This window comes from Pseudactinotalea terrae (assembly GCF_009733845.1).
In the GTDB taxonomy this organism is placed as follows: Bacteria; Actinomycetota; Actinomycetes; order Actinomycetales; family Beutenbergiaceae; genus Pseudactinotalea; species Pseudactinotalea terrae.
In genome coordinates, this window is the sequence record NZ_WNXZ01000009.1 from 1 (window position 1) to 18739 (window position 18739).

17 protein-coding genes, 2 tRNA genes and 1 pseudogene are annotated in these 18739 nt (G+C 70.5%); 15 read left to right on the top strand and 5 right to left on the bottom strand.

Going from position 1 to position 18739, the window contains the following annotated elements:
• The 3 genes and pseudogenes from GPA03_RS20730 to GPA03_RS20740 form a co-directional block, all read right to left on the bottom strand.
• A pseudogene (locus tag GPA03_RS20730) lies at nucleotides 1-264 on the bottom strand (site-specific integrase); the annotation flags it as partial.
• A 32-nt stretch (nucleotides 265-296) separates the two neighbouring features.
• Nucleotides 297-722: a hypothetical protein gene (locus GPA03_RS20735; protein ID WP_156253976.1), complete on the bottom strand. Its 426-nt coding sequence runs from the start codon at nucleotides 720-722 to the stop codon at nucleotides 297-299.
• Nucleotides 723-1082: 360 nt separating this feature from the next.
• Nucleotides 1083-1156 (bottom strand) — tRNA-Gly (locus GPA03_RS20740).
• A 70-nt stretch (nucleotides 1157-1226) separates the two neighbouring features.
• Here GPA03_RS20740 and GPA03_RS20745 point away from each other — a divergent pair.
• The 15 genes from GPA03_RS20745 to GPA03_RS20815 all read left to right on the top strand — a co-directional run bounded on the left by GPA03_RS20745 (nucleotide 1227) and on the right by GPA03_RS20815 (nucleotide 17035).
• Nucleotides 1227-1303, top strand: a tRNA-Pro gene (locus GPA03_RS20745).
• 327 nt (nucleotides 1304-1630) lie between these two features.
• The gene (locus GPA03_RS20750; RefSeq protein ID WP_241681428.1) at nucleotides 1631-2047 is read left to right on the top strand and encodes a hypothetical protein; all 417 of its coding nucleotides are present in this window, start codon (nucleotides 1631-1633) and stop codon (nucleotides 2045-2047) included.
• 192 nt (nucleotides 2048-2239) lie between these two features.
• Entirely contained in the window at nucleotides 2240-3649 is a 1410-nt protein-coding gene (gene tig / locus GPA03_RS20755) for a trigger factor (RefSeq protein WP_156253977.1), read from the top strand.
• A 137-nt stretch (nucleotides 3650-3786) separates the two neighbouring features.
• Nucleotides 3787-4428 (top strand): ATP-dependent Clp protease proteolytic subunit, encoded by a 642-nt coding sequence (locus GPA03_RS20760; RefSeq protein WP_156253978.1) that lies wholly within the window; start codon nucleotides 3787-3789, stop codon nucleotides 4426-4428.
• 37 nt (nucleotides 4429-4465) lie between these two features.
• Nucleotides 4466-5122: an ATP-dependent Clp protease proteolytic subunit gene (locus tag GPA03_RS20765; protein ID WP_156253979.1), complete on the top strand. Its 657-nt coding sequence runs from the start codon at nucleotides 4466-4468 to the stop codon at nucleotides 5120-5122.
• A gap of 230 nt (nucleotides 5123-5352) precedes the next feature.
• Nucleotides 5353-6651 (top strand): ATP-dependent Clp protease ATP-binding subunit ClpX, encoded by a 1299-nt coding sequence (clpX, locus tag GPA03_RS20770; protein ID WP_156253980.1) that lies wholly within the window; start codon nucleotides 5353-5355, stop codon nucleotides 6649-6651.
• Complete coding sequence (locus GPA03_RS20775) at nucleotides 6644-6937, top strand: chorismate mutase (RefSeq protein ID WP_241681429.1); 294 nt, start codon at nucleotides 6644-6646, stop codon at nucleotides 6935-6937. Before clpX ends, GPA03_RS20775 begins: the two co-directional genes overlap by 8 nt.
• Before the next feature lie 124 nt (nucleotides 6938-7061).
• Entirely contained in the window at nucleotides 7062-8444 is a 1383-nt protein-coding gene (locus GPA03_RS20780) for an MFS transporter (RefSeq protein ID WP_156253982.1), read from the top strand.
• The gene (locus GPA03_RS20785) at nucleotides 8444-10618 is read left to right on the top strand and encodes a molybdopterin oxidoreductase family protein (protein ID WP_156253983.1); all 2175 of its coding nucleotides are present in this window, start codon (nucleotides 8444-8446) and stop codon (nucleotides 10616-10618) included. Before GPA03_RS20780 ends, GPA03_RS20785 begins: the two co-directional genes overlap by 1 nt.
• Nucleotides 10615-12189 (top strand): FAD-dependent oxidoreductase, encoded by a 1575-nt coding sequence (locus GPA03_RS20790; protein WP_156253984.1) that lies wholly within the window; start codon nucleotides 10615-10617, stop codon nucleotides 12187-12189. The genes GPA03_RS20785 and GPA03_RS20790 overlap by 4 nt, the downstream gene beginning before the upstream one ends.
• A gap of 94 nt (nucleotides 12190-12283) precedes the next feature.
• Nucleotides 12284-13390, top strand: coding sequence for a uroporphyrinogen-III C-methyltransferase (gene cobA, locus GPA03_RS20795; protein ID WP_156253985.1), 1107 nt, complete (start codon nucleotides 12284-12286; stop codon nucleotides 13388-13390).
• A gap of 97 nt (nucleotides 13391-13487) precedes the next feature.
• Nucleotides 13488-13961: an HIT family protein gene (locus tag GPA03_RS20800; RefSeq protein ID WP_156253986.1), complete on the top strand. Its 474-nt coding sequence runs from the start codon at nucleotides 13488-13490 to the stop codon at nucleotides 13959-13961.
• 54 nt (nucleotides 13962-14015) lie between these two features.
• Nucleotides 14016-15026 (top strand): alpha/beta hydrolase, encoded by a 1011-nt coding sequence (locus GPA03_RS20805; protein WP_156253987.1) that lies wholly within the window; start codon nucleotides 14016-14018, stop codon nucleotides 15024-15026.
• A 1-nt stretch (nucleotide 15027) separates the two neighbouring features.
• The gene (locus GPA03_RS20810; RefSeq protein ID WP_156253988.1) at nucleotides 15028-15774 is read left to right on the top strand and encodes an alpha/beta hydrolase-fold protein; all 747 of its coding nucleotides are present in this window, start codon (nucleotides 15028-15030) and stop codon (nucleotides 15772-15774) included.
• Nucleotides 15775-15799: 25 nt separating this feature from the next.
• Nucleotides 15800-17035 carry an ATP-grasp domain-containing protein gene (locus GPA03_RS20815; RefSeq protein ID WP_156253989.1) on the top strand — a complete coding sequence of 412 codons (1236 nt, stop codon included), beginning with the start codon at nucleotides 15800-15802 and terminating at the stop codon, nucleotides 17033-17035.
• 2 nt (nucleotides 17036-17037) lie between these two features.
• Here the strand turns inward: GPA03_RS20815 and GPA03_RS20820 are convergent, their stop codons facing one another.
• Nucleotides 17038-17568: a hypothetical protein gene (locus GPA03_RS20820; RefSeq protein WP_156253990.1), complete on the bottom strand. Its 531-nt coding sequence runs from the start codon at nucleotides 17566-17568 to the stop codon at nucleotides 17038-17040.
• A gap of 90 nt (nucleotides 17569-17658) precedes the next feature.
• Nucleotides 17659-18735: a C45 family autoproteolytic acyltransferase/hydrolase gene (locus GPA03_RS20825; RefSeq protein WP_156253991.1), complete on the bottom strand. Its 1077-nt coding sequence runs from the start codon at nucleotides 18733-18735 to the stop codon at nucleotides 17659-17661.
• Between the last annotated feature and the right edge of the window lie 4 nt (nucleotides 18736-18739).

Consider the following 18739-nt stretch of genomic DNA (forward strand, 5'->3'; position numbering starts at 1 on the left):
GCGGGCGATCAGACGGGCGTAGAGGTCGCGGGTGCGGGGCCGCAGCTGCGGCGCGCGCTGACGCTGCCACGCGGTCAGGTACTCGGCCAGGGTGACCTCTGCGCGCTCGGGTGGTGCCCACTGGCCGCGCAGCAGGTCGGCACGGATGCCGACCAGCCACCGGTCAGCCTCGCCGCGGGTGTCGAACGTGACCGGCGCCGACCGCAGCCGGCCATCCGCGCCGACATACCGGGCACGCCACCGACCCGACCGCAACCGCTCCACAGCACCAAACTCACGACGGCCGGCGCGGCGGCTCATCGGGTGGCCTCGGCGGCGTGTGCGGCCGCTTCGTCGCGTGCGACCTCGGCGAGCAGGCGCGCAGTGCCGCGCAGCAGCAGCCCGCGCCAGGTCGGCGTCAGGTGAGCCGCTGCCGTGATGCTGTACGCCCAGTGACCCCACACCGCGGGCACGTCGGCGGCGTCCTCGGGGCGCAGCTCGTCGGCGAGGTCGGCCATCGCCGGATCGACGGCAGCCGCCAGGCGCCAGGGTGCGCCGTCGAGTGCGGCAGGCAACGCCGCGGCATGCTCGAGGGCGCCGGCGCGCAGCAGGTGCCCGCGCTCGGCGTCGCTCAGGTGCGCAGCCAGCGCCAGCGCGAGCGCCCATGCGTGCCAGTGTCGTGGCAGGTCGGGCGGCGCCGCTAGTGCCAGGTCGGCGAACCGTGCGGCCAGGGTGCCGCTCATCGTGGGCCGCCGCGGAAGGTCGCTAGTCCGGCTTGGCTCGACCAGCGCGGCCGGCGGGTGAGCGCCAACGCTTCGGCGATCAGCCCGCCCAGGCAGTCGGGGCAGATCAGCGGGCCGGCGTCGAGGTCGTGTTGGGTCCGGGTGCTGTAGGGGTCCCAACCGCGGCGGCGGGCGCCATCGCGGTCAGTGCCAGCCGGGCGGCCGCAGCTGCCGCAAACCGGCTCGGGGGTTGTGCGCGGGCTCGAGGTCGGAGCCATTGAGGGTCACCGCTATTCCACGTTGTTCCACGCGGCCACGGTGTGCGGGTCTCAGGCGGGGAGTTTCGGGGTGCTGATTGTGCCTCTGACCTGCGGTAACGCTTGGAGCGGGTGACGAGAATCGAACTCGCACCATCTGCTTGGAAGGCAGAGGCTCTACCATTGAGCTACACCCGCGGTGCTGCCGACGAGAATACAGGCAGGAGCGGGTGGTTCTGTGCGACGCCGATGGTGTCGCGCCGGGCGACGGGATGTGGCGCAGGTTGGTAGCGCGTCCGCTTTGGGAGCGGAAGGTCGCAGGTTCAAATCCTGTCATCCCGACCATGTGATGTCTCAGGACATCGGAATGGCCCGAACCCACCGATCGTGGGTTCGGGGTCGTGTGAGCGATGCCCCTCGTGCGGCGCGCCGACGAAGGTCGTGCCGGGATTCTGCTCGTTCCCGGACGTCGAACGTCCCCGATCCGGCCTACGTTGGAGTATGTCCGACTTCACGATCAGGGCGCTGACCTCGGAGACGTTCGACGACTTCGCGGACCTGGTTGTGCGAACTGGTGGCATGTTCGCGGGCTGCTGGTGAACGAAGTTCCATCCCGACTGCGCGGAGAAGTGGCAGAGCGCCGAGGGGAACCGGGCGCTCAAGCAACGGCTGGTGGCCGAAGGGCTCGCCCATGCAGCGCTGGTCTACGACAGCGATCGGGCTGTCGCCTGGGCGCAGTACGGGTCACCCGAAGAGCTGCCCGCGATCCATCACCGCAAGGAGTACCTGGCCACCGCCGAGCGGCTGCCCGACTACCGGGTCACGTGCATCCTGGTCGAGCGCAGCCGTCGTGGTCAGGGCCTCGCAGCGAGGGCCCTGCGGGGGGCCATGGAGCTGATCGCGCGCGCCGGGGGCGGCCTGGTCGAGGGCTATCCGCACGACACCGGTGGGGTGCGGAAGAAGAACTCGTCGTTCCTCTACAACGGCACCCGCACCATGTACGAGCGCGAGGGCTTCCGCTACGACCGGCCCAAGGGGTCGGGCAACTGTGTGATGGTGCATGAGGTCGCCCCGAGCACGCACGGTTGACGCATCCCGGTGGCCGACGTGCCCCCGGTTCGCTGAGCGTCTTTGGCGGGGGAGCCGGTGCCGTAGCATTGGGCGTCGCTGTCGTGCGCCGTGTCGTTGGCGCGCTCAGCCGATCGAGCCCGCTCGACGCCGGTGCTGTCGCCAAGGCGAGCGCCCGTCGAGACCCAGAGAAAACGTTCAGGAGTGCATGCCGTGAAGAGCGCCGTCGAGACCGTCGACGAGACCCGGGTCAAGCTGACCGTCGAGGTCCCGATGGACGACCTCAAGCCGCAGGTCGACCAGGCCTACTCGGAGATCGCCCAGCAGGTCACGATCCCCGGCTTCCGCAAGGGCAAGGTGCCGCCACGCATCATCGACCAGCGGGTGGGCAAGGCCGCCGTGCTCGAGCAGGCGATCAACTCCGCCATGCCCGACCTGTACCGCCAGGCCGTCACCGAGGCCGACCTCAAGCCGATCGGGCAGCCGAAGATCGATGTCACCTCGATCCCGGGCCTCACCGATGACGCCGCGGATGAGCTGGTCTTCACCGCTGAGCTCGACGTGCGCCCCGAGGTCGAGCTGCCCGACCTGTCCGAGGTGACCATCACCGTCGACGACGCCGAGGTCAGCGACGAGGACATCGAGGAGAGCCTCACCGAGCTGCGTCAGCGCTTCGCCAGCCTGGTGGGCGTCGAGCGCGCCGTCGCCGACGGCGACTTCGTCAGCCTCGACCTGGTCGCCAAGATCGGCGACGAGGAGATCGACACCGCCGAGGGCGTCTCCTACCAGGTCGGCTCGGGCAACATGCTGCCCGGGATCGACGAGGCGCTGATCGGGCTGTCCGCCGGTGAGTCCGCCACGTTCAACGCCCCGCTGGCCGGTGGCGAGCACGCGGGCGAGGAGGCCACTGTCACGGTGACCGCCACCGCCGTCAAGGAGCAGGAGCTCCCCGAGGTCGACGACGACTTCGCCCAGATGGCATCCGAGGTCGACACGATCGAGGAGCTGCGCGAGAACCTCCGCACCCAGGTCGCCGACGCCAAGTCGAACAACCGCGCCGTGCAGGCCCGGGACCTGCTGCTCGAGCACCTGCTCGAGAAGGTCGAGTTCCCGCTGCCGCAGGGCGTCATCGAGGACGAGATCCACCGCCACCTCGAGGGTGAGGGTCGGCTCGAGGACGACGAGCACCGCGAGGAGGTGCGCGAGCAGGCCACCGACGCGCTGCGCCGTCAGCTCCTGCTCGACACCCTGGCCGAGAAGCTCAAGGTGCAGGTCGAGCAGGGCGAGATGATCGAGTTCATGCTGCGCACCGCGCAGGAGTACCGGATGGACCCGAACGAGTTCATCCAGAGCGCCTCGCAGAACAACCAGATCCCGCTGTACGCGGCCGAGCTCGCGCGCAACAAGTCGCTGGCTGTCGCGCTGCGCGAGGTGAGCGTCGTCGACAACGCCGGCAACGCCGTCGACCTGGCCGACTACATCGGCTCGGACGAGGAGGACGCCGCGAACGCGGCAGCCGCCGACGAGGCCGCCGTCGAGGCGCCCGAGGTCGAGATCGTCGAGGCCGACGTCGAGGCCGAGGAGCCGGCAGCGGAGTCCGCCGAGGGCGAGACCAAGTCCTGACACCTCCCGCCGGGGCCCGGTGTGCGCTGCGAGCGAAACCGGGCCCTGCGGAGGCATGGCGGGGAGTGCTGCGGCGTTAACCTCGCATGCAACGGCCACCAATGGCAGTGCCAAGCGACAGCCTCAACCGAGCAGAAATGGCGGCAGACGTGAGTCAGCACTCGATCGACCTCCCGCAGGCGGCGGGCCCGGACAGCAGGGGCCTGACACTCGGGGACAGCATCTACAACCGGCTCCTGCAGGAGCGCATCATCTGGCTCGGGTCGGAGGTGCGTGACGACAACGCGAACCAGATCTGTGCGCAGATGATGCTGCTGGCCGCCGAGGACAGCGAGAAGGACATCTGGCTGTACGTCAACAGCCCCGGCGGCTCGGTGACCGCCGGCATGGCGATCTACGACACGATGCAGTTCATCGAGCCCGACGTGGCCACGGTCGCGATGGGCATGGCGGCATCGATGGGTCAGTTCCTGCTGGCCTCGGGCGCGAAGGGCAAGCGCTACGCCACGCCCCACGCCCGCGTGATGATGCACCAGCCTTCGGGCGGCATCGGCGGCACCACCACCGACATCAAGATCAACGCCGAGCTCATCCTGCACATGAAGCGCGTGATGGCCGAGCTCACAGCGGAGCAGACGGGCAAGACGGTCGAGGAGATCAACCGTGACGCCGACCGCGACCGCTGGTTCACCGCCCAGGAGGCGCTGGAGTACGGGTTCGTCGACCACGTCGTCGCGCACTCCTCCGCTGTCCGCGGTGGCGGCGGGACGAGCGACTGAGCGGGCCGGCGAGGACAGGAAGAGAACAGACGTGAACATGAGCTACGGCACCCCCGGCGGAACCGCGCCGCAGAGTCCGTCGTCGCGCTACATCCTCCCGCAGTTCGAGGAGCGCACGGCGTACGGCTTCAAGCGCCAGGACCCCTACACCAAGCTCTTCGAGGACCGCATCATCTTCCTCGGGGTGCAGGTCGACGATGCGTCGGCCGACGACATCATGGCCCAGCTGCTGGTCCTGGAGAGCCAGGACCCGGACGGCCTGATCACGCTGTACATCAATAGCCCCGGTGGATCGTTCACCGCGATGACGGCGATTTACGACACGATGCAGTACATCAAGCCGCAGATCCAGACGGTCTGCCTCGGGCAGGCCGCCTCGGCCGCGGCTGTGCTGCTCGCCGCCGGCTCGCCCGGCAAGCGGCTCGCGCTGCCCAACGCCCGCGTGCTGATCCATCAGCCCGCCATGGAGGGTGGCTACGCGCAGGCGTCGGACATCGAGATCCACGCGAACGAGATGATCCGCATGCGCGAGTGGCTCGAGAACACGCTCGCCGCCCACTCGGGCAAGGACGTCGACGAGGTCCGCCAGGACATCGAGCGCGACAAGATCCTCTCCGCCGCGCAGGCCAAGGACTACGGCCTCGTGGACCAGGTGCTCGAGAGCCGCAAGGCTGTCGAGCTCACCGCGGGCTGAGAACTGAGTACGCACGGGGCTCCGCACCGGCCGACAAGGTCGGGCGGGGCCCTGTGTCGTTCCGACACGCGGTCGTCAATCTCGCGTGCGTCGGTGGGTGAACATAGTGTGCAATGGTGCTGAGAGCCTGATGCTCGAGAGCACGTGAGATCACACCGCGCCAACCAACCACCGGCGCGGGTACGACACCGCAAGCACCACCCCAGAACTGAGACGAGCAGGAGGTACCCATGGCCCGGGTAGGAGAAGGCGCTGACCTGCTCAAGTGCTCGTTCTGTGGCAAGAGCCAGAAGCAGGTCAAGAAGTTGATCGCCGGTCCCGGCGTCTATATCTGCGACGAGTGCATCGAGCTCTGCAACGAGATCATCGAGGAGGAGCTTGCCGAGGCGAGTGAGCTCGGCCTGGTCGAGCTTCCCAAGCCGCGGGAGATCTTCGACTTCCTCGAGTCCTACATCGTGGGTCAGGAGCCGGCCAAGCGGTCGCTCGCCGTCGCGGTCTACAACCACTACAAGCGTGTCCAGGCGAGCGAGAGCGGCGCGAACGCGGCCTCGCCGTTCGGCGGTGGCGAGAACGACGACGTCGAGCTGGCGAAGTCGAACATCCTGTTGATCGGTCCGACGGGGTGCGGGAAGACGTACTTCGCGCAGACCTTGGCGAAGCTGTTGAACGTGCCGTTCGCGATCGCTGATGCGACGGCGCTGACCGAGGCTGGGTATGTGGGTGAGGATGTGGAGAACATCCTGCTCAAGCTTCTTCAGGCGGCTGACTTCGATGTGAAGAAGGCTGAGACCGGGATCATCTACATCGATGAGATCGACAAGATCGCTCGCAAGAGCGAGAACCCCTCGATCACGCGGGATGTCTCGGGTGAGGGTGTGCAGCAGGCGTTGCTGAAGATCCTCGAGGGTACGACGGCCTCGGTGCCGCCGCAGGGTGGCCGTAAGCACCCGCATCAGGAGTTCATCACGATCGACACGACGAAGGTGTTGTTCATCGTGGCGGGGGCGTTTGCCGGTCTTGAGGAGATCGTGGCGGGTCGGCGGGGTCGTAAGGGCATCGGGTTCGGTGCGCCGTTGCACTCGGCTGATGATGTGGACGGGATCGCTGATGTGATGCCGGAGGATCTGTTGAAGTTCGGGTTGATCCCGGAGTTCATCGGTCGTCTCCCGGTGCTGACCACGGTGTCGCCGTTGGACAAGGAGGCGCTGGCGAAGATCCTGACCGAGCCGAAGAATGCGTTGATCAAGCAGTATCAGCGGATGTTCGAGCTGGACAACGTGGAGCTGGAGTTCACGCCGGACGCGGTGGAGGCGGTGGCTGAGCAGGCGATCCTGCGGGGGACCGGTGCTCGTGCGTTGCGGGCGATCCTGGAGGAGGTGCTGCAGTCGGTGATGTTCGATGTGCCCTCCCGTGATGACGTGGCCCGGGTGGTCATCACCCGTGAGGTCGTGCTCGAGAACGTCAACCCCACCCTCGTGCCGCGCGAAGCGCCACGCAGCAAGCGCACCCCTCGGGAGAAGAGTGCCTGACCAACCGCCTGCGGAGCTCGTCCGGCTTCGCGGCAGCATCGACAACATCGACGCAGCCCTGGTTCACCTGCTCGCCGAGCGCTTCAAGTGCACCCAGGAGGTCGGGCGGTTCAAGGCCGAGCACGGCCTGCCGCCGTCAGATCTTGGTCGTGAGGCGAAGCAGATCGCACGGCTGCGCACCCTCGCCGAGGAGGCAGGGCTCGACCCCGTGTTCGCGGAGAAGTTCCTGGCGTTCATCGTCGCCGAGGTGATCCGGCACCACGAGGACATCGCAGCCCAGGGCTGACCTCACACCCGTGCCCGTTCCGCCGTGCGCAAACCCTTACGGCCAGGTAACTGACATCGCCACTGCATGAAACAGCGCGTCCCTAGCGTCGGTCGACATACCGCCGATCCTCTGGGGAGCGCACATGTCGACGACCGAAGCAGACCGGACCGCCACGTCCACGCAGACGCCCCGGCGGTTCGGCCGCCGCTGGATCGACCACTGGGATCCTGAGGACGAGGTGTTCTGGTCCTCGACCGGTCGCCGCGTCGCGCGGCGGAACCTGTCGGTCTCCATCTTCGCCGAGTTCCTCGGGTTCGCGGTGTGGGCGCTGTGGTCGATCGTCGTCCCGCAGCTGGCCGGCGCCGGGTTCGCGCTCACGGTCGACCAGCAGTTCTGGCTGATCGCGGTCCCCAGCCTGGTCGGCGCCACCTTGCGCATCCCGTACACGCTCGCGGTCCCGCTGCTGGGTGGCCGCAACTGGACGATCATCTCGGCATTGCTGCTGCTGATCCCCACGGCGGCGCTCGTGGTCGTGGTGCAGCAGCCCGCCACCCCGTTCCCGCTGCTGCTGGCGGTGGCGGCCCTCGCGGGCCTCGGAGGCGGCAACTTCGCCTCCTCCATGGCGAACATCACCTTCTTCTTCCCGCAGCGCGAGAAGGGGCGTGCGCTGGGGCTCAACGCCGCGGGCGGCAACGTCGGCACCGCCGCCGTGCAGCTGGCCGTGCCGCTCGTGATCGCCACCGGTGCCGGCATCGCGCTCGAGCGCGCCGGGCTGGTCGTCATCCCGTTGGCGCTCCTGGCCGCGGTCCTGGCCTGGCGTCTCATGGACAACCTCAGTACCGCGCGGACCGACCCGCGCACCTTCACGGCTGCGACGAGGAACCGGCACACCTGGATCATCTCGTTCCTCTACATCGGTACCTTCGGCTCCTTCATCGGCTACTCCGGGGTGTTCCCCACCCTGCTGGCGACCACTTTCCCGGAGGTGACGCTGACGATCGCGTTCCTCGGTGCCCTGGTGGGATCGGTGGCGCGCCCGCTCGGCGGGGTGCTGGCGGACAGGCTCGGCGGCGCCCGGGTCACGGTCGCCTCCTTCCTGGTGATGGGGCTGGGCGCCGTCGGGGCGATCACCGCGCTCCAGCGCACGGAGTTCGGGCTGTTCTTCGGTTCCTTCCTGCTGCTGTTCGTCGCCACCGGCATCGGCAACGGCTCGACCTACCGGATGATCCCCGCGGTCTTCGCGGCGGGCGCGCACGAAGGCATGAGCGAGGTCGAGGCCGAGGGTGATGTGGCCGAGCGCCGCCTCCGGGCTCAGCGCGCAGCCGCGGGCTGCATCGGGATCGCCGGCGCGATCGGTGCGTTCGGCGGCTTCCTGATCCCTCGCGGGTTCGCCCTCTCCACGCAGCTGACAGGCTCCCTCGTGGCCGCGCTCGTCATCTTCGTCGGTTGCTACCTGCTGATGGCGGCGGTCACCTGGATCGTGTACCTGCGCCGCGGCACGGCGCTCTCCGCGGCCACGATCTGATGTCGGCCCTCACCGCGCACCGCGCCGCGAGTCACTGCCCCTACTGCGCACTGCAGTGCGGCATGACGATCAGCGCGGAACCGGGTCAGGCGATCGCCGTCGAACCTCGTGCGTTCCCGACCAACCGTGGCGGCATGTGCCAGAAGGGCTGGACCAGCCCCGCCGTGCTCACCGCCCCGGACCGGCTGACGACGCCCCTGCTGCGCGGGCCCTCCGGTGAGCTCGAACCCGTGAGCTGGGATATCGCCCTCGACCACGTGGCCGACACCCTGCGGCGGCTGCAGGTCGATCACGGGCGCGACGCAGTCGCCGTGTTCGGTGGTGGCGGCCTCACCAACGAGAAGGCGTACGCGCTCGGCAAGTTCGCGCGGGCCGTGCTGCGCACGTCCCGGATCGACTACAACGGTCGCTTCTGCATGTCGAGCGCCGCCGCGGCCGCGAACGCCTCCCTCGGCCTCGACCGCGGCCTGCCGTTCCCGCTCGCCGATCTCGGCCGGGCCGACGCCGTGCTGCTGCTGGGCTCGAACCTCGCCGAGACCATGCCGCCGGCGGTGCAGCACCTCGCGGAGGTCCGCGACCGGGGCGGTCTCGTGGTCGTCGACCCGCGGCGCAGCGCGACCGCCGCCCTCACGGGCGAGCTGACGCCAGGGGTCGACGGCGGCGGCCGCGGGAGCCAGGGGGTGCACCTGCAGCCGGTGCCAGGCACGGATCTCGCGGTCCTTCTCGGGCTGCTGCACGTCGTGCTCATGGAGGGCTTGGCCGACGCGGGCTACCTCGCCGCGCGCACGACCGGCCTGCAGGACCTGCGCCGGTCGGTCGTGGCGTGGTGGCCGGAGCGGGTCGCCGCCATCTCCGGCGTCCCTGCCAACGCGCTGCGCCGGACCGCGCAACTCCTCGCGGCGGCGGCACCCTCGCACGGCGGTCGCGGCGTCTACGTGCTCACCGGGCGTGGGGTGGAGCAGTCGGTGCAGGGGACGGCGACCGTCACCGCCGCGATCAACCTCGCCCTGGTGCTCGGGCTCGTCGGGCGCACCGGCAGTGGCTACGGCGCGATCACCGGACAGGGGAACGGGCAGGGGGGCCGCGAGCACGGGCAGAAGTCGGACCAGCTGCCCGGCTACCGCTCGATCACCGACTCGACGGCGCGGGCGCACGTGGCGGCCGTGTGGGGCATCGAACCGGACGACCTGCCCGGTCCAGGCGTGCCCGCCGTCCAGCTGCTGCGCGAGCTCGGAACCCCGCACGGTGCCCGCGCGCTGCTCGTGCACGGCTCGAACCTGCTGGTCAGTGCCCCGGATGCGACCGCGGTGGCGGAACGGCTGCGCTCGCTCGACCTGCTGGTCGTGTGCGACGTGGTGCCGTCGGAGACCGCCCGGATCGCCGACGTCGTGCTGCCGGTCACCCAGTGGGCCGAGGAGGAGGGCACCATGACCTCGCTCGAGGGGCGGGTGATCCGCCGTCGCCAGGCGCTCGCACCGCCCGACGGCGTCCGGTCCGAGCTCTGGATCTTGGCTCAGCTCGCCGAGCGGCTGGGTTCGCCGGTCCACTTCGACACCGAACCCGCGGACGTGTTCGCCGAGCTCGCACGCGCGAGCGCGGGCGGCCGAGCCGACTACTCGGGTCTCAGCCACGCCAGGCTCGACGCGGACGAGAACGCTGCCGGGCCCGGCTTCTTCTGGCCGGTCCCGGCGACCGACCACCCGGGCACGCCGCGGATGTTCCTCGACGGTTTTCCGACGGCGGACGGCCGGGCGAGGCTGATCGCCGTCGAGCACCTCGGACCGGACGACCAGGTCCGCAGCGACGCCCCGATCCACCTCGTCACCGGCCGGGTGCTGCAGCACTACCAGTCGGGAGCGCAGACGCGCCGGGTCGACGAGCTCAACGCGGCGGTGGCGGAGCCGTACGTCGAGCTGCACCCGGTGCTGGGGTTCCGCCTCGGGGTGCCCGACGGCGCGCTGGTCCGGATCACCTCGGCCCGAGGCTGGGTCGAGGCAGGCGCGCGGTGGACCGACCGGATCCGCCCGGACACGGTGTTCATGCCGTTCCACTTCGCGGGAGTCGGCAGCGTCAACCGCGTCACCAACGATGCGACCGACCCGATCTCGGGCATGCCGGAGTTCAAGGTGTGCGCCGTCGAGCTGAGCGCGGTGGGTGAGGAGGCGGTCGCATGACCCGGCTGGTCGTGATCGGCAACGGGATGGTCGGGTCCCGCTTCGTCGAGGAGATCGTGGCCCGTGACGTCGATGGCCGCTTCGACATCACGGTGCTCGGTGCCGAGCCGTACCGCCCGTACAACCGCGTGCTGCTGAGCGAGGTGGTGGCGGGCAAGGTCGACATGCTCGGTCTCGAGCTCCCGCAGGCGGACGAGCGCGCGAGCGTGCACCTCGGCACCGAGGTCGTCGCGATCGATCGGGCCCAGAGGGTCGTGCAGACCGAGTCCAGCAGCACGCCGTACGACCTGCTGGTGCTCGCCACCGGCGCGGCGGCGCGGATCCCGGAGGTACCCGGGCTCGACGGCGACCTGCCGGCCGGGGTGCATCCGTTGCGGACACTGGACGACGCCCGCGAGATCGTCGCCGCCACGGCGAACGCGAGCCGCGCCGTGGTCGTCGGTGGCGGAGTCCTCGGCGTGGAGGTCACGTGCGGGCTGGTGGGTCGCGGCCTCGAGGTGACGCTGGTGCACGGCGGCGCCGGCGTGATGGACCGCCAGCTCGCGCCTGGCGCCGGGCTGGTCGCCGAGGCGTCACTCGCCCGGCTGGGGGTGCGTTGCTGGACCCGGGCGCGCACGCTCGGTATCAGCACGCGCAACGGCCGGGTGGCGTCGGTCGCGGTGCAGGGGTGTCCGCCGGCTGGCACTGCCTCGGACACCGCGGCAGCCGCCGATCTCGAGGCCGACCTCGTGGTGCTCGCGATAGGGACCGCACCCGCGTGCTCGGTGGCCGCGGCGGCGGGGCTCGCGACCGGGCGCGGGATCCGCGTGGGCGCCGACCTCGGCACGGCTGACCCCGCGATCTACGCGATCGGCGACTGCGCGGAGCCGCCCGAGGGTGCGAGCGGGCTGATCGCGCAGGGGTGGGCGCAGGCCCGGCAGCTGGCGACGCAGCTCACCGGTTCCGAGTCCGACCCGGCTCGACAGGTGCGGACGCGGCCGAGCGTGGCGGTGCGGCTCGGCTCCGTGATCGCCGCGCGTGAGATGCGGGGTGCGGCATCTGCGGTCCCCGCCGTGTCCGGCACCGATGTGGTCAAGCTCAAGGCGCACGGCCTCGACGTCGTCGCGATGGGCGTGTGCGGGGGCAGCCCGCCCGCACCCGACCACCGCGTGCTCCGGCTCGACGACGCAGCGTCCGGTCGGCACGTCGAGGTGGTGGTGGCGCAGGGACAGCTCGTGGGCGCGACGTGTGTCGGGTCACCCGACCTCGCAGCCGATCTTGTCGCGACGTACACGCGGCGGACCCCGGTGCCGGGCGATCCGTCGATGCTGTTCCTGCGACCGGTGGTGCCGTCGCCCGCGGTGGCGGCGGGACCGGAGCAGATGCCCGCGCGCGCCACGGTGTGCACGTGCAACTCGGTCTCCAAGGGCGATATCGCGGACAGCTTCCACGCGGGAGCACGGAGCGTGGCGGAGGTCGCGCGGGCCACCAGGGCCACCACGGGCTGCGGCAGCTGCACGGCCAGGGTCTGCGGCCTGCTCGACTGGCTGGGAGCGAACGAGAAGGAGAACGCCGATGTCACGGTGGGCTGATCAGGAAGAACGTGTCGAACGGGTCGGGCGTCCGGTAGGTGGACGCCCGGGGGAGGGTTCGCCCGAGATCGCGACGCCACGTCACCATGGACGCATGACCTCCCCGCTGCTCGTCGGCCTGCCGCTCGCCGGCCGTGACGTGCTCGTCACCGGTGGCGGTCCCGCGGCGGCGGCGCACGCGGGCGATCTGCGGCAGGCGGGGGCGCTCGTGCGGGTGGTGGCGCCGCACGTGTGCGAGGACCTCCACGAGCTCGTGGTCCGGGACGCCGCGACCGTCACGCTCGACGAGCGCGAGCCCCGCGAGTCCGATCTCGACGGCGTGTGGCTGGTCGTCGCCGCTGACGGTGGTTCGACCGACCGTGCCCGCGTGCAGGGCTGGGCCGAGGCGCGTCGCATCTGGTGCGTCGTCGACGACGACGCCACCGCCGCCCAGATCCACGACGCCGGCTCCCTCCTCGCCCACGGTGACCTCGATCTCCGCCGCCCTACCGGCACGCTCGGCGCCGTCACGCTCGTCGGTGGTGGGCCCGGCGCCCCTGAGCTGATCACGGTGGCCGGCCGCCGCGCCCTCGCGGAGGCGGACGTGATCGTCACCGACCGCCTCGGCCCGCGTAGCGTGCTCACGAACGTGCGGCCTGGTGTCGAGATCATCGACGTCGGCAAGACCCCGGGGCACCACCCGGTGCCGCAGCACGAGATCAACCGGATCCTGGTGGAGCAGGCTCAGCTCGGCCGCCGCGTGGTCCGGCTCAAGGGCGGCGACCCGTTCCTGCTCGGTCGGGGCGGCGAGGAGGTGCTCGCCTGCCAAGAGGCCGGGGTGCCGGTCGATGTGGTCCCCGGCATCAGCAGCGCGTTCGCGGTGCCGGCGCTGGCGGGGATCCCGGTCACGCAGCGCGGTCTCGTCGCCGCGGTGCACGTGACGAGCGGCCACGAGCCGCTGGCCGACGCCGCCCTGGCCTCTGTTCGCGAGGAGTCGGCCACCCTCGTCGTCCTCATGGGGGTGGGGAACCTCGGTCACATCGTCGAGCAGCTCCGCGGTGCCGGCGCCGATCCGAGCACGCCGGTCGCCGTCGTGGAGCGGGGGAGCACCCCGGAGCAGCGCCTCACCCGCGCCACTCTGGCCGACATCGTCGCCGTCGCTGCAGAAGTCCGGGTGCGCGCTCCCGCCGTCATCGTGATCGGCGCCGTCGCGGCCTCGTAGCTCTCTCGCCGCGCCGTCGGCCATGACACCTGCTGTCGCGCGATACTCACGGCAGCAGGGAGTCGTAGGACGCGGCACGGAACGGAAGGCGAACCTCATGTCGATCGAGCAGCCACCCAGCACCACGGCCACCGGCGCAATCTCGAACCCGGCCTGCCCGATCTGTCAGAAGCACCGCGGTGACGGACCCTTGGTCGGACCGGTGATCCACTCGGACACGCTGATCGAGGTAACCCATCGAGCCGACGGACCGCTGGGGTATGTGTTCATCGAGACGAAGCGGCACGTTGCGTCACTCGGTCAGCTGACCGAGGACGAGGCCAGGGTGATCGGTCAGGCTCGGACCCGCTTGGCCCGCGGGCTGCGGACCGAGCTCGGCGTCGAGCATGTGCACGCCTTGGTGGCAGGGCTCGGCATATCCCACTTCCACGAGCACCTGTTTGCCCGGCACGTCGGAACACCCCAGGACCATCCCTGGTGGCAGCAGTGGGACGGCGGGGTTCGTGGTGACGTCGCGGACTTCGCCGCTCGACTCCGTACGTACGTGGACGGCGTCGACCGGCCGGAGTGAAGGTTGCCATCGCGCCGCGCGAGCGGATCGGGGCGCGGCCGGTAGCCTCGCCGGATGCACGCAGGAACGCGCGGCGACGGCCGTCTGGAGTTCCGCCTGCCCGACCCCGAGCGGAGCTACAGCCGGGTCCGCCTCGACGCCGGTCTCGGCACCACAGGTGACCGCCCCGACCTGACCTGGGCCGACGGCGCCTGGTCGGTCACGGTCGACCTCCCGCCGCTGCACCGCATCGAGTACGGCTTCGAGGTCACCGGCACGATCACCGACCCGGCCAACCCGGCGCTGGTCGACACGGGCTTCGGTAACCGGTCCGTGGTCGAGCTGCCCGGGTACCGCGCCCCCGCCTGGGTGGCACGCGAGGTTCCTTCGGGCACGACGACGGCGGTCGCCGCCGACGTCGAGGGTGTGACCGCCGCGCTGTGGTCACCCGACGGGCTCGGGGACGATGCGCTCGCACCGCTGCTCGTGGTGCACGACGGACCCGACTACGCCGAGCGCGGCGAGCTCACGCGGTACCTCGGCGTCCTCGCAGAGGAGGGGGCGGCGCCACCGACGCGTGCGCTGCTGCTCACCGCCGATCCTCGGGAGCTGCACTACGCCGCGTCGGAGGCTTACGCGGACACGCTCGTGACGGAGCTCATCCCCAGCGCGAGGCACCGCTGGCCGACCACCGCGACGATCGCCGTCGGCGCCAGTCTCGGTGCGATCGCGGCGCTGCACGCGCAGTGGCGCCACCCCGGCACGTTCGACGCGCTGCTGCTGCAGTCGGGCTCCTTCTTCACGCCGCAGACCGATCCGCAGGAGTCCGGCTTCGCGCGGTGGCCCGAGCTGACGGGCTTCGTCACCGAGCTGCATACGCAAGCCGCCGCGGGCGAGCTGCCGCCGATCGCGCTCACGTGCGGCAGCCACGAGGAGAACGCGCTCAACAACCGGCTGCTCGCGCAGCGGCTGCGGGAGGTCGGCGTCGCGGTGACCTACACCGAGGTGCCCGACCTGCACAACTTCACCTGCTGGCGCGACGGTCTCGACCCGGCGTTGCGCAACCTGCTCGCGGCGGCGGGCTGACATGCGCCGCGAGCACTTCGAGATCGAGGCGCCGGACCTGCCGCACCCCGGTGCGCTGCTGCGGTTCGGTCACGCCGGTCGCCCGGTGCTCGCCTTCCCCACCGAGCTCGGGCGTGCCTGGGAGTGGGAGGACGAGGGGATGGTCGGCGCGATCGCGCCGCTGATCGAGGAGGGCCAGGTGATGCTGTTCTGCGTCGACACCTACGACGCCTTCACCTGGTCCGACCGGGGGAGCGCTGCCGAGGAGCGCGCACGCCGCTACCGCGCCTACGAGAGCTGGCTCGTGCACCACGTGGTGCCGCGCGTCCACGAGCACGCACCCGCCGACCTCATCGCCGTGGGCGCCAGCCTCGGCGCGTACCACGCGTTGCAGCTGGCGATCACGAGAGCCGACATCGCGCCACGGGTGCTGGCGCTCTCGGGAAGCTACGACCCCTCCTTGTGGCATGCGTGGGGCGAGCACGGCGAGCACCTGCACTGGACGAATCCCAGCAGGTACCTCGACTCGTTCGACGCCGACCACCTGGAGTGGTTGCGCTCGCGGCTGTTCGTGCAGCTCGTCGTCGGCCAGGGGGAGTGGGAGACCTGGCCCACGGGTGCACTGCCCGGCACCCGCCAGATCGCGGCCAAGCTGGCCGAGGTGGGCATCCCGCACGATCTCGACGTGTGGGGGCACGACGTCGCGCACCACTGGCACTGGTGGCGGCTGCAGCTCGCTCATCAGCTGCCGGCGCTGCTGAACCGATAGCGTTCGACGAGGATCGGAGGAATCGATGGCTGACATCTCGAGGCACCTGGTCGGGCTGCTGCTCGGCGCGGAGCAGGACTGGCCGCGCGCGTTCGAGGAGATCCTGCGGCGGGTCGGTGACATCCACACCGCTGATGGCACCACGCACACCTTCAGCAGCGACCGCCTGCGCATCGCGCCCTTCGACCTCATGGACCCGGTGCGGCCGGGCCTGGTGATCGACCGGCTCGCGCACTGGTACTACCACCCCCGTGAGTGGCTGAAGAAGGCCGCGCTCATCGACGGGACCTATCTGCTGAACTCGCCCTTCACGTTCCAGTCGATGGAGAAGCACAGCGCGTACTGCGCGATGCTGCGGCTCGGGCTGAAGGTTCCGCGCACGGTGCTGGTGCCCTACAAGAATCCTGTCGACAACGACCGGTGGGCCTTCACCTCGCAGACCTACAACGACCCCTTCGACCTCGACGCCATCGCGGAGGACCTCGGTTACCCGCTCTACATGAAGCCCTTCGACGGCGGGGCCTGGCGCGGTGTCTCCCGGATCGAGAACGCCGAGCAGCTTCATGCCGCGTACGACGACTCGGGGCAGATGCTCATGCATCTGCAGGCCACGGTCGACTACGACCACTTCGCCCGGGCGCTCTCGATCGGCCCCGAGACGATGGTGATGGACTTCCGGCCCGAGCTGCCGATGCATGAGCGGTACCAGGTCAACCACGGTTTCCTGTCGCCGTCGACCGGCGCCGAGGTGGTCACGGTCAGCAGGGTGGTCAACGCGTTCTTCGGATGGGAGTTCAACTCCGCCGAGATGCTGGTCGCCGGGACCGAGGTGTACCCGATCGACTATGCCAACGCCTGCCCGGATGTGGCGCTGACGTCCCTTCACTACTACTTCCCCTGGGCGATCACGGCGCTGGTGCGCTGGAGCGTGTACTGCCTCGTGACCGAGCGCCGCGTGAAGGCGGACCTCAGCATGGAGTCCTACTTCGACGTCGCCGACGACGCCTCGCTCGGCTACGACGAGAAGATGGAGCGGTACCGGCGCCTCGCCGACGGCCACTTCGAGACCGATCGCTACTGGGACTGGTGCGCCGAGTACCTTCCCGACCTCGAGGCGCGCGTGCTGGACTGGGTGGACTCCGCCGACTTCGACGCCATGCTGGTCGAGACGGTGCGCACCACCTATCCGGCGCAGGAGCACGAGAGGTTCGTGGCCCACTTCCGCGGACTGGTGCAGATGTGGGTGCGCGAGCGCCGCTGAGCTCACCCCACGACCGCGGAGACCCCGAGGTACGCGATCGTCCCGATCACGATCGCCCACGCGCCGACGGCGATGATGCCCCACGTCAGCACGGTGCGCTTGGGTGCGCCGAAGCCGACCATCGCGGCCGCGGTCACGTGCGAGGGAAGCAGCAGCGGGCCGAGGAAGCTGACGCCTGGGACGCCGTAGCGGTTGAACACCCGACGCATCCGGGCGCGCTTGGCATCAGGTGCGGGATCGTCGTCGCGCTCGATCACGGTGACGCCTCCGGTGGGCGTGCTGCCCGAGCGGCGCGCCGCGACGCCTGAGCGAACAGCCGAGGTGGCGTTCACCACGACGGCGAGAGCGAGCGCGTTGCCGGCGAGTGCGGCCGCGATCGCGACCACCGGGTGCAACCCTGCCGCGATGCCGAGCACAGCGGCGCCCTCGGCCTCGACGTACGGGATGACAGCGGCGAGCATGACGCCCAACCAGCGCAGGAACGGCGGCAGCGAAGCGGTGAAGTCTTGGAGGGAGATGAGGAGATCAGCCATGACCACGAGCCTGCCCGCCGGGGGTGCTTCTCGGTAGTGCCGTTCTTCACCTGTCCGTGCGTGCCGTTCACGGGTGGGACCTGACAGATGTCACGGGGTGACGGCTGCCCCGAGCACCGTCCAGGTCGCGGCCTCGACCTGGCGTGGATGGCCGGGATGGAAACCCAGCTCGGCCCGCCCGACGTCGATCGTGAACGTCGCCTTGGTCTGCGGCCGGTCTCCGAGCGCGCGGCGCGGGTCCGGGTCCACGCAGATCGAGCCGGGCTGCTCGGAGGCGAGCGCGGTCACCCTCGCCAGCGGCTCGCGGATCTCGACGGCGGCCGCTCGCCCCTGCAGGAAGTCGAGACGTTCGCGCGTGGTGCTGAAGGCCGTGGCGGGCGTCTCGCCGGCCGCGAGTGCGGGGTCGAGGAAGTGGTTGGTGTGCAGCAGCGGCTCGCCTGGGGTGGCCCGGATCGCCGCCCACCCCGCCGGGCTCAGCTCGACGCACGCCGCGGCCGGCTCGGCCGTCATCACGGTGAGCACGGTCGAGGCACCGAGCGGCACGCCGTCCACGATCTCCAGTGCCTCCTGCAGGGTGCCCGCCCGGTCGAGGATCATGCGCGTCAGCACGTGCACGGGCACGCCGGTGCGCGACCCGTCGCTGCTGTGCTGAAGGATGTTGAAGTGCACGCCCAGGCCGCGGCTGCTGACCCCGATCTTCGCGACCTGGCCGAACTCACCGAACATGACGACCCGAGCATCGCCCGGGGCCGGCTGCGACCGCACGAGCGTCTCGTGCGCCATCTGGCTGTACCAGTCCCAGGTCTGCACGGTGCGAGGTGCGCCGCCATCGGCTGGCAGGAACACCGACGTCGAGCACTCCTCGGTGATCACCGACGCACGGGCGAGGATCTCGGTGCGGGCATTCAGTGCCATGGCCTGCCAGGGCTCGATGCCCGCACCGGTCGCGACGCCGTCGATCTCGGCGAGGATCTCGGGGGCGTGCTCGGCGACCACCTCGCGGGAGTCCTTCGAGAGATCCTGCACGACGGCCGGGGTCACGCCGCGCCCGGCGAAGAGCGCCTCGTACTCGGCCAGCGTGGCACGCACCTCGTCGCGCCAGCGGGTCCCGAGCTCCTCGCCGCGTGCGGCGGGGTCGGTCTCGTCGGTGCGCCAGGTGTGGATCATCTGG

Excerpts from the sequence above, each read along its gene's own strand:
- GPA03_RS20820 (WP_156253990.1), bottom strand. The coding sequence starts at position 17,568 with ATGGCTGATCTCCTCATCTCCCTCCAAGACTTCACCGCTTCGCTGCCG.
- cobA (WP_156253985.1), top strand. The coding sequence starts at position 12,284 with ATGACCTCCCCGCTGCTCGTCGGCCTGCCGCTCGCCGGCCGTGACGTG.
- GPA03_RS20805 (WP_156253987.1), top strand. The coding sequence starts at position 14,016 with ATGCACGCAGGAACGCGCGGCGACGGCCGTCTGGAGTTCCGCCTGCCC.
- GPA03_RS20815 (WP_156253989.1), top strand. The coding sequence starts at position 15,800 with ATGGCTGACATCTCGAGGCACCTGGTCGGGCTGCTGCTCGGCGCGGAG.
- GPA03_RS20790 (WP_156253984.1), top strand. The coding sequence starts at position 10,615 with ATGACCCGGCTGGTCGTGATCGGCAACGGGATGGTCGGGTCCCGCTTC.
- GPA03_RS20780 (WP_156253982.1), top strand. The coding sequence starts at position 7,062 with ATGTCGACGACCGAAGCAGACCGGACCGCCACGTCCACGCAGACGCCC.
- GPA03_RS20735 (WP_156253976.1), bottom strand. The coding sequence starts at position 722 with ATGAGCGGCACCCTGGCCGCACGGTTCGCCGACCTGGCACTAGCGGCG.
- GPA03_RS20825 (WP_156253991.1), bottom strand. The coding sequence starts at position 18,735 with ATGATCCACACCTGGCGCACCGACGAGACCGACCCCGCCGCACGCGGC.
- clpX (WP_156253980.1), top strand. The coding sequence starts at position 5,353 with ATGGCCCGGGTAGGAGAAGGCGCTGACCTGCTCAAGTGCTCGTTCTGT.
- GPA03_RS20800 (WP_156253986.1), top strand. The coding sequence starts at position 13,488 with ATGTCGATCGAGCAGCCACCCAGCACCACGGCCACCGGCGCAATCTCG.
- GPA03_RS20785 (WP_156253983.1), top strand. The coding sequence starts at position 8,444 with ATGTCGGCCCTCACCGCGCACCGCGCCGCGAGTCACTGCCCCTACTGC.
- GPA03_RS20810 (WP_156253988.1), top strand. The coding sequence starts at position 15,028 with ATGCGCCGCGAGCACTTCGAGATCGAGGCGCCGGACCTGCCGCACCCC.
- GPA03_RS20765 (WP_156253979.1), top strand. The coding sequence starts at position 4,466 with ATGAGCTACGGCACCCCCGGCGGAACCGCGCCGCAGAGTCCGTCGTCG.
- GPA03_RS20760 (WP_156253978.1), top strand. The coding sequence starts at position 3,787 with ATGGCGGCAGACGTGAGTCAGCACTCGATCGACCTCCCGCAGGCGGCG.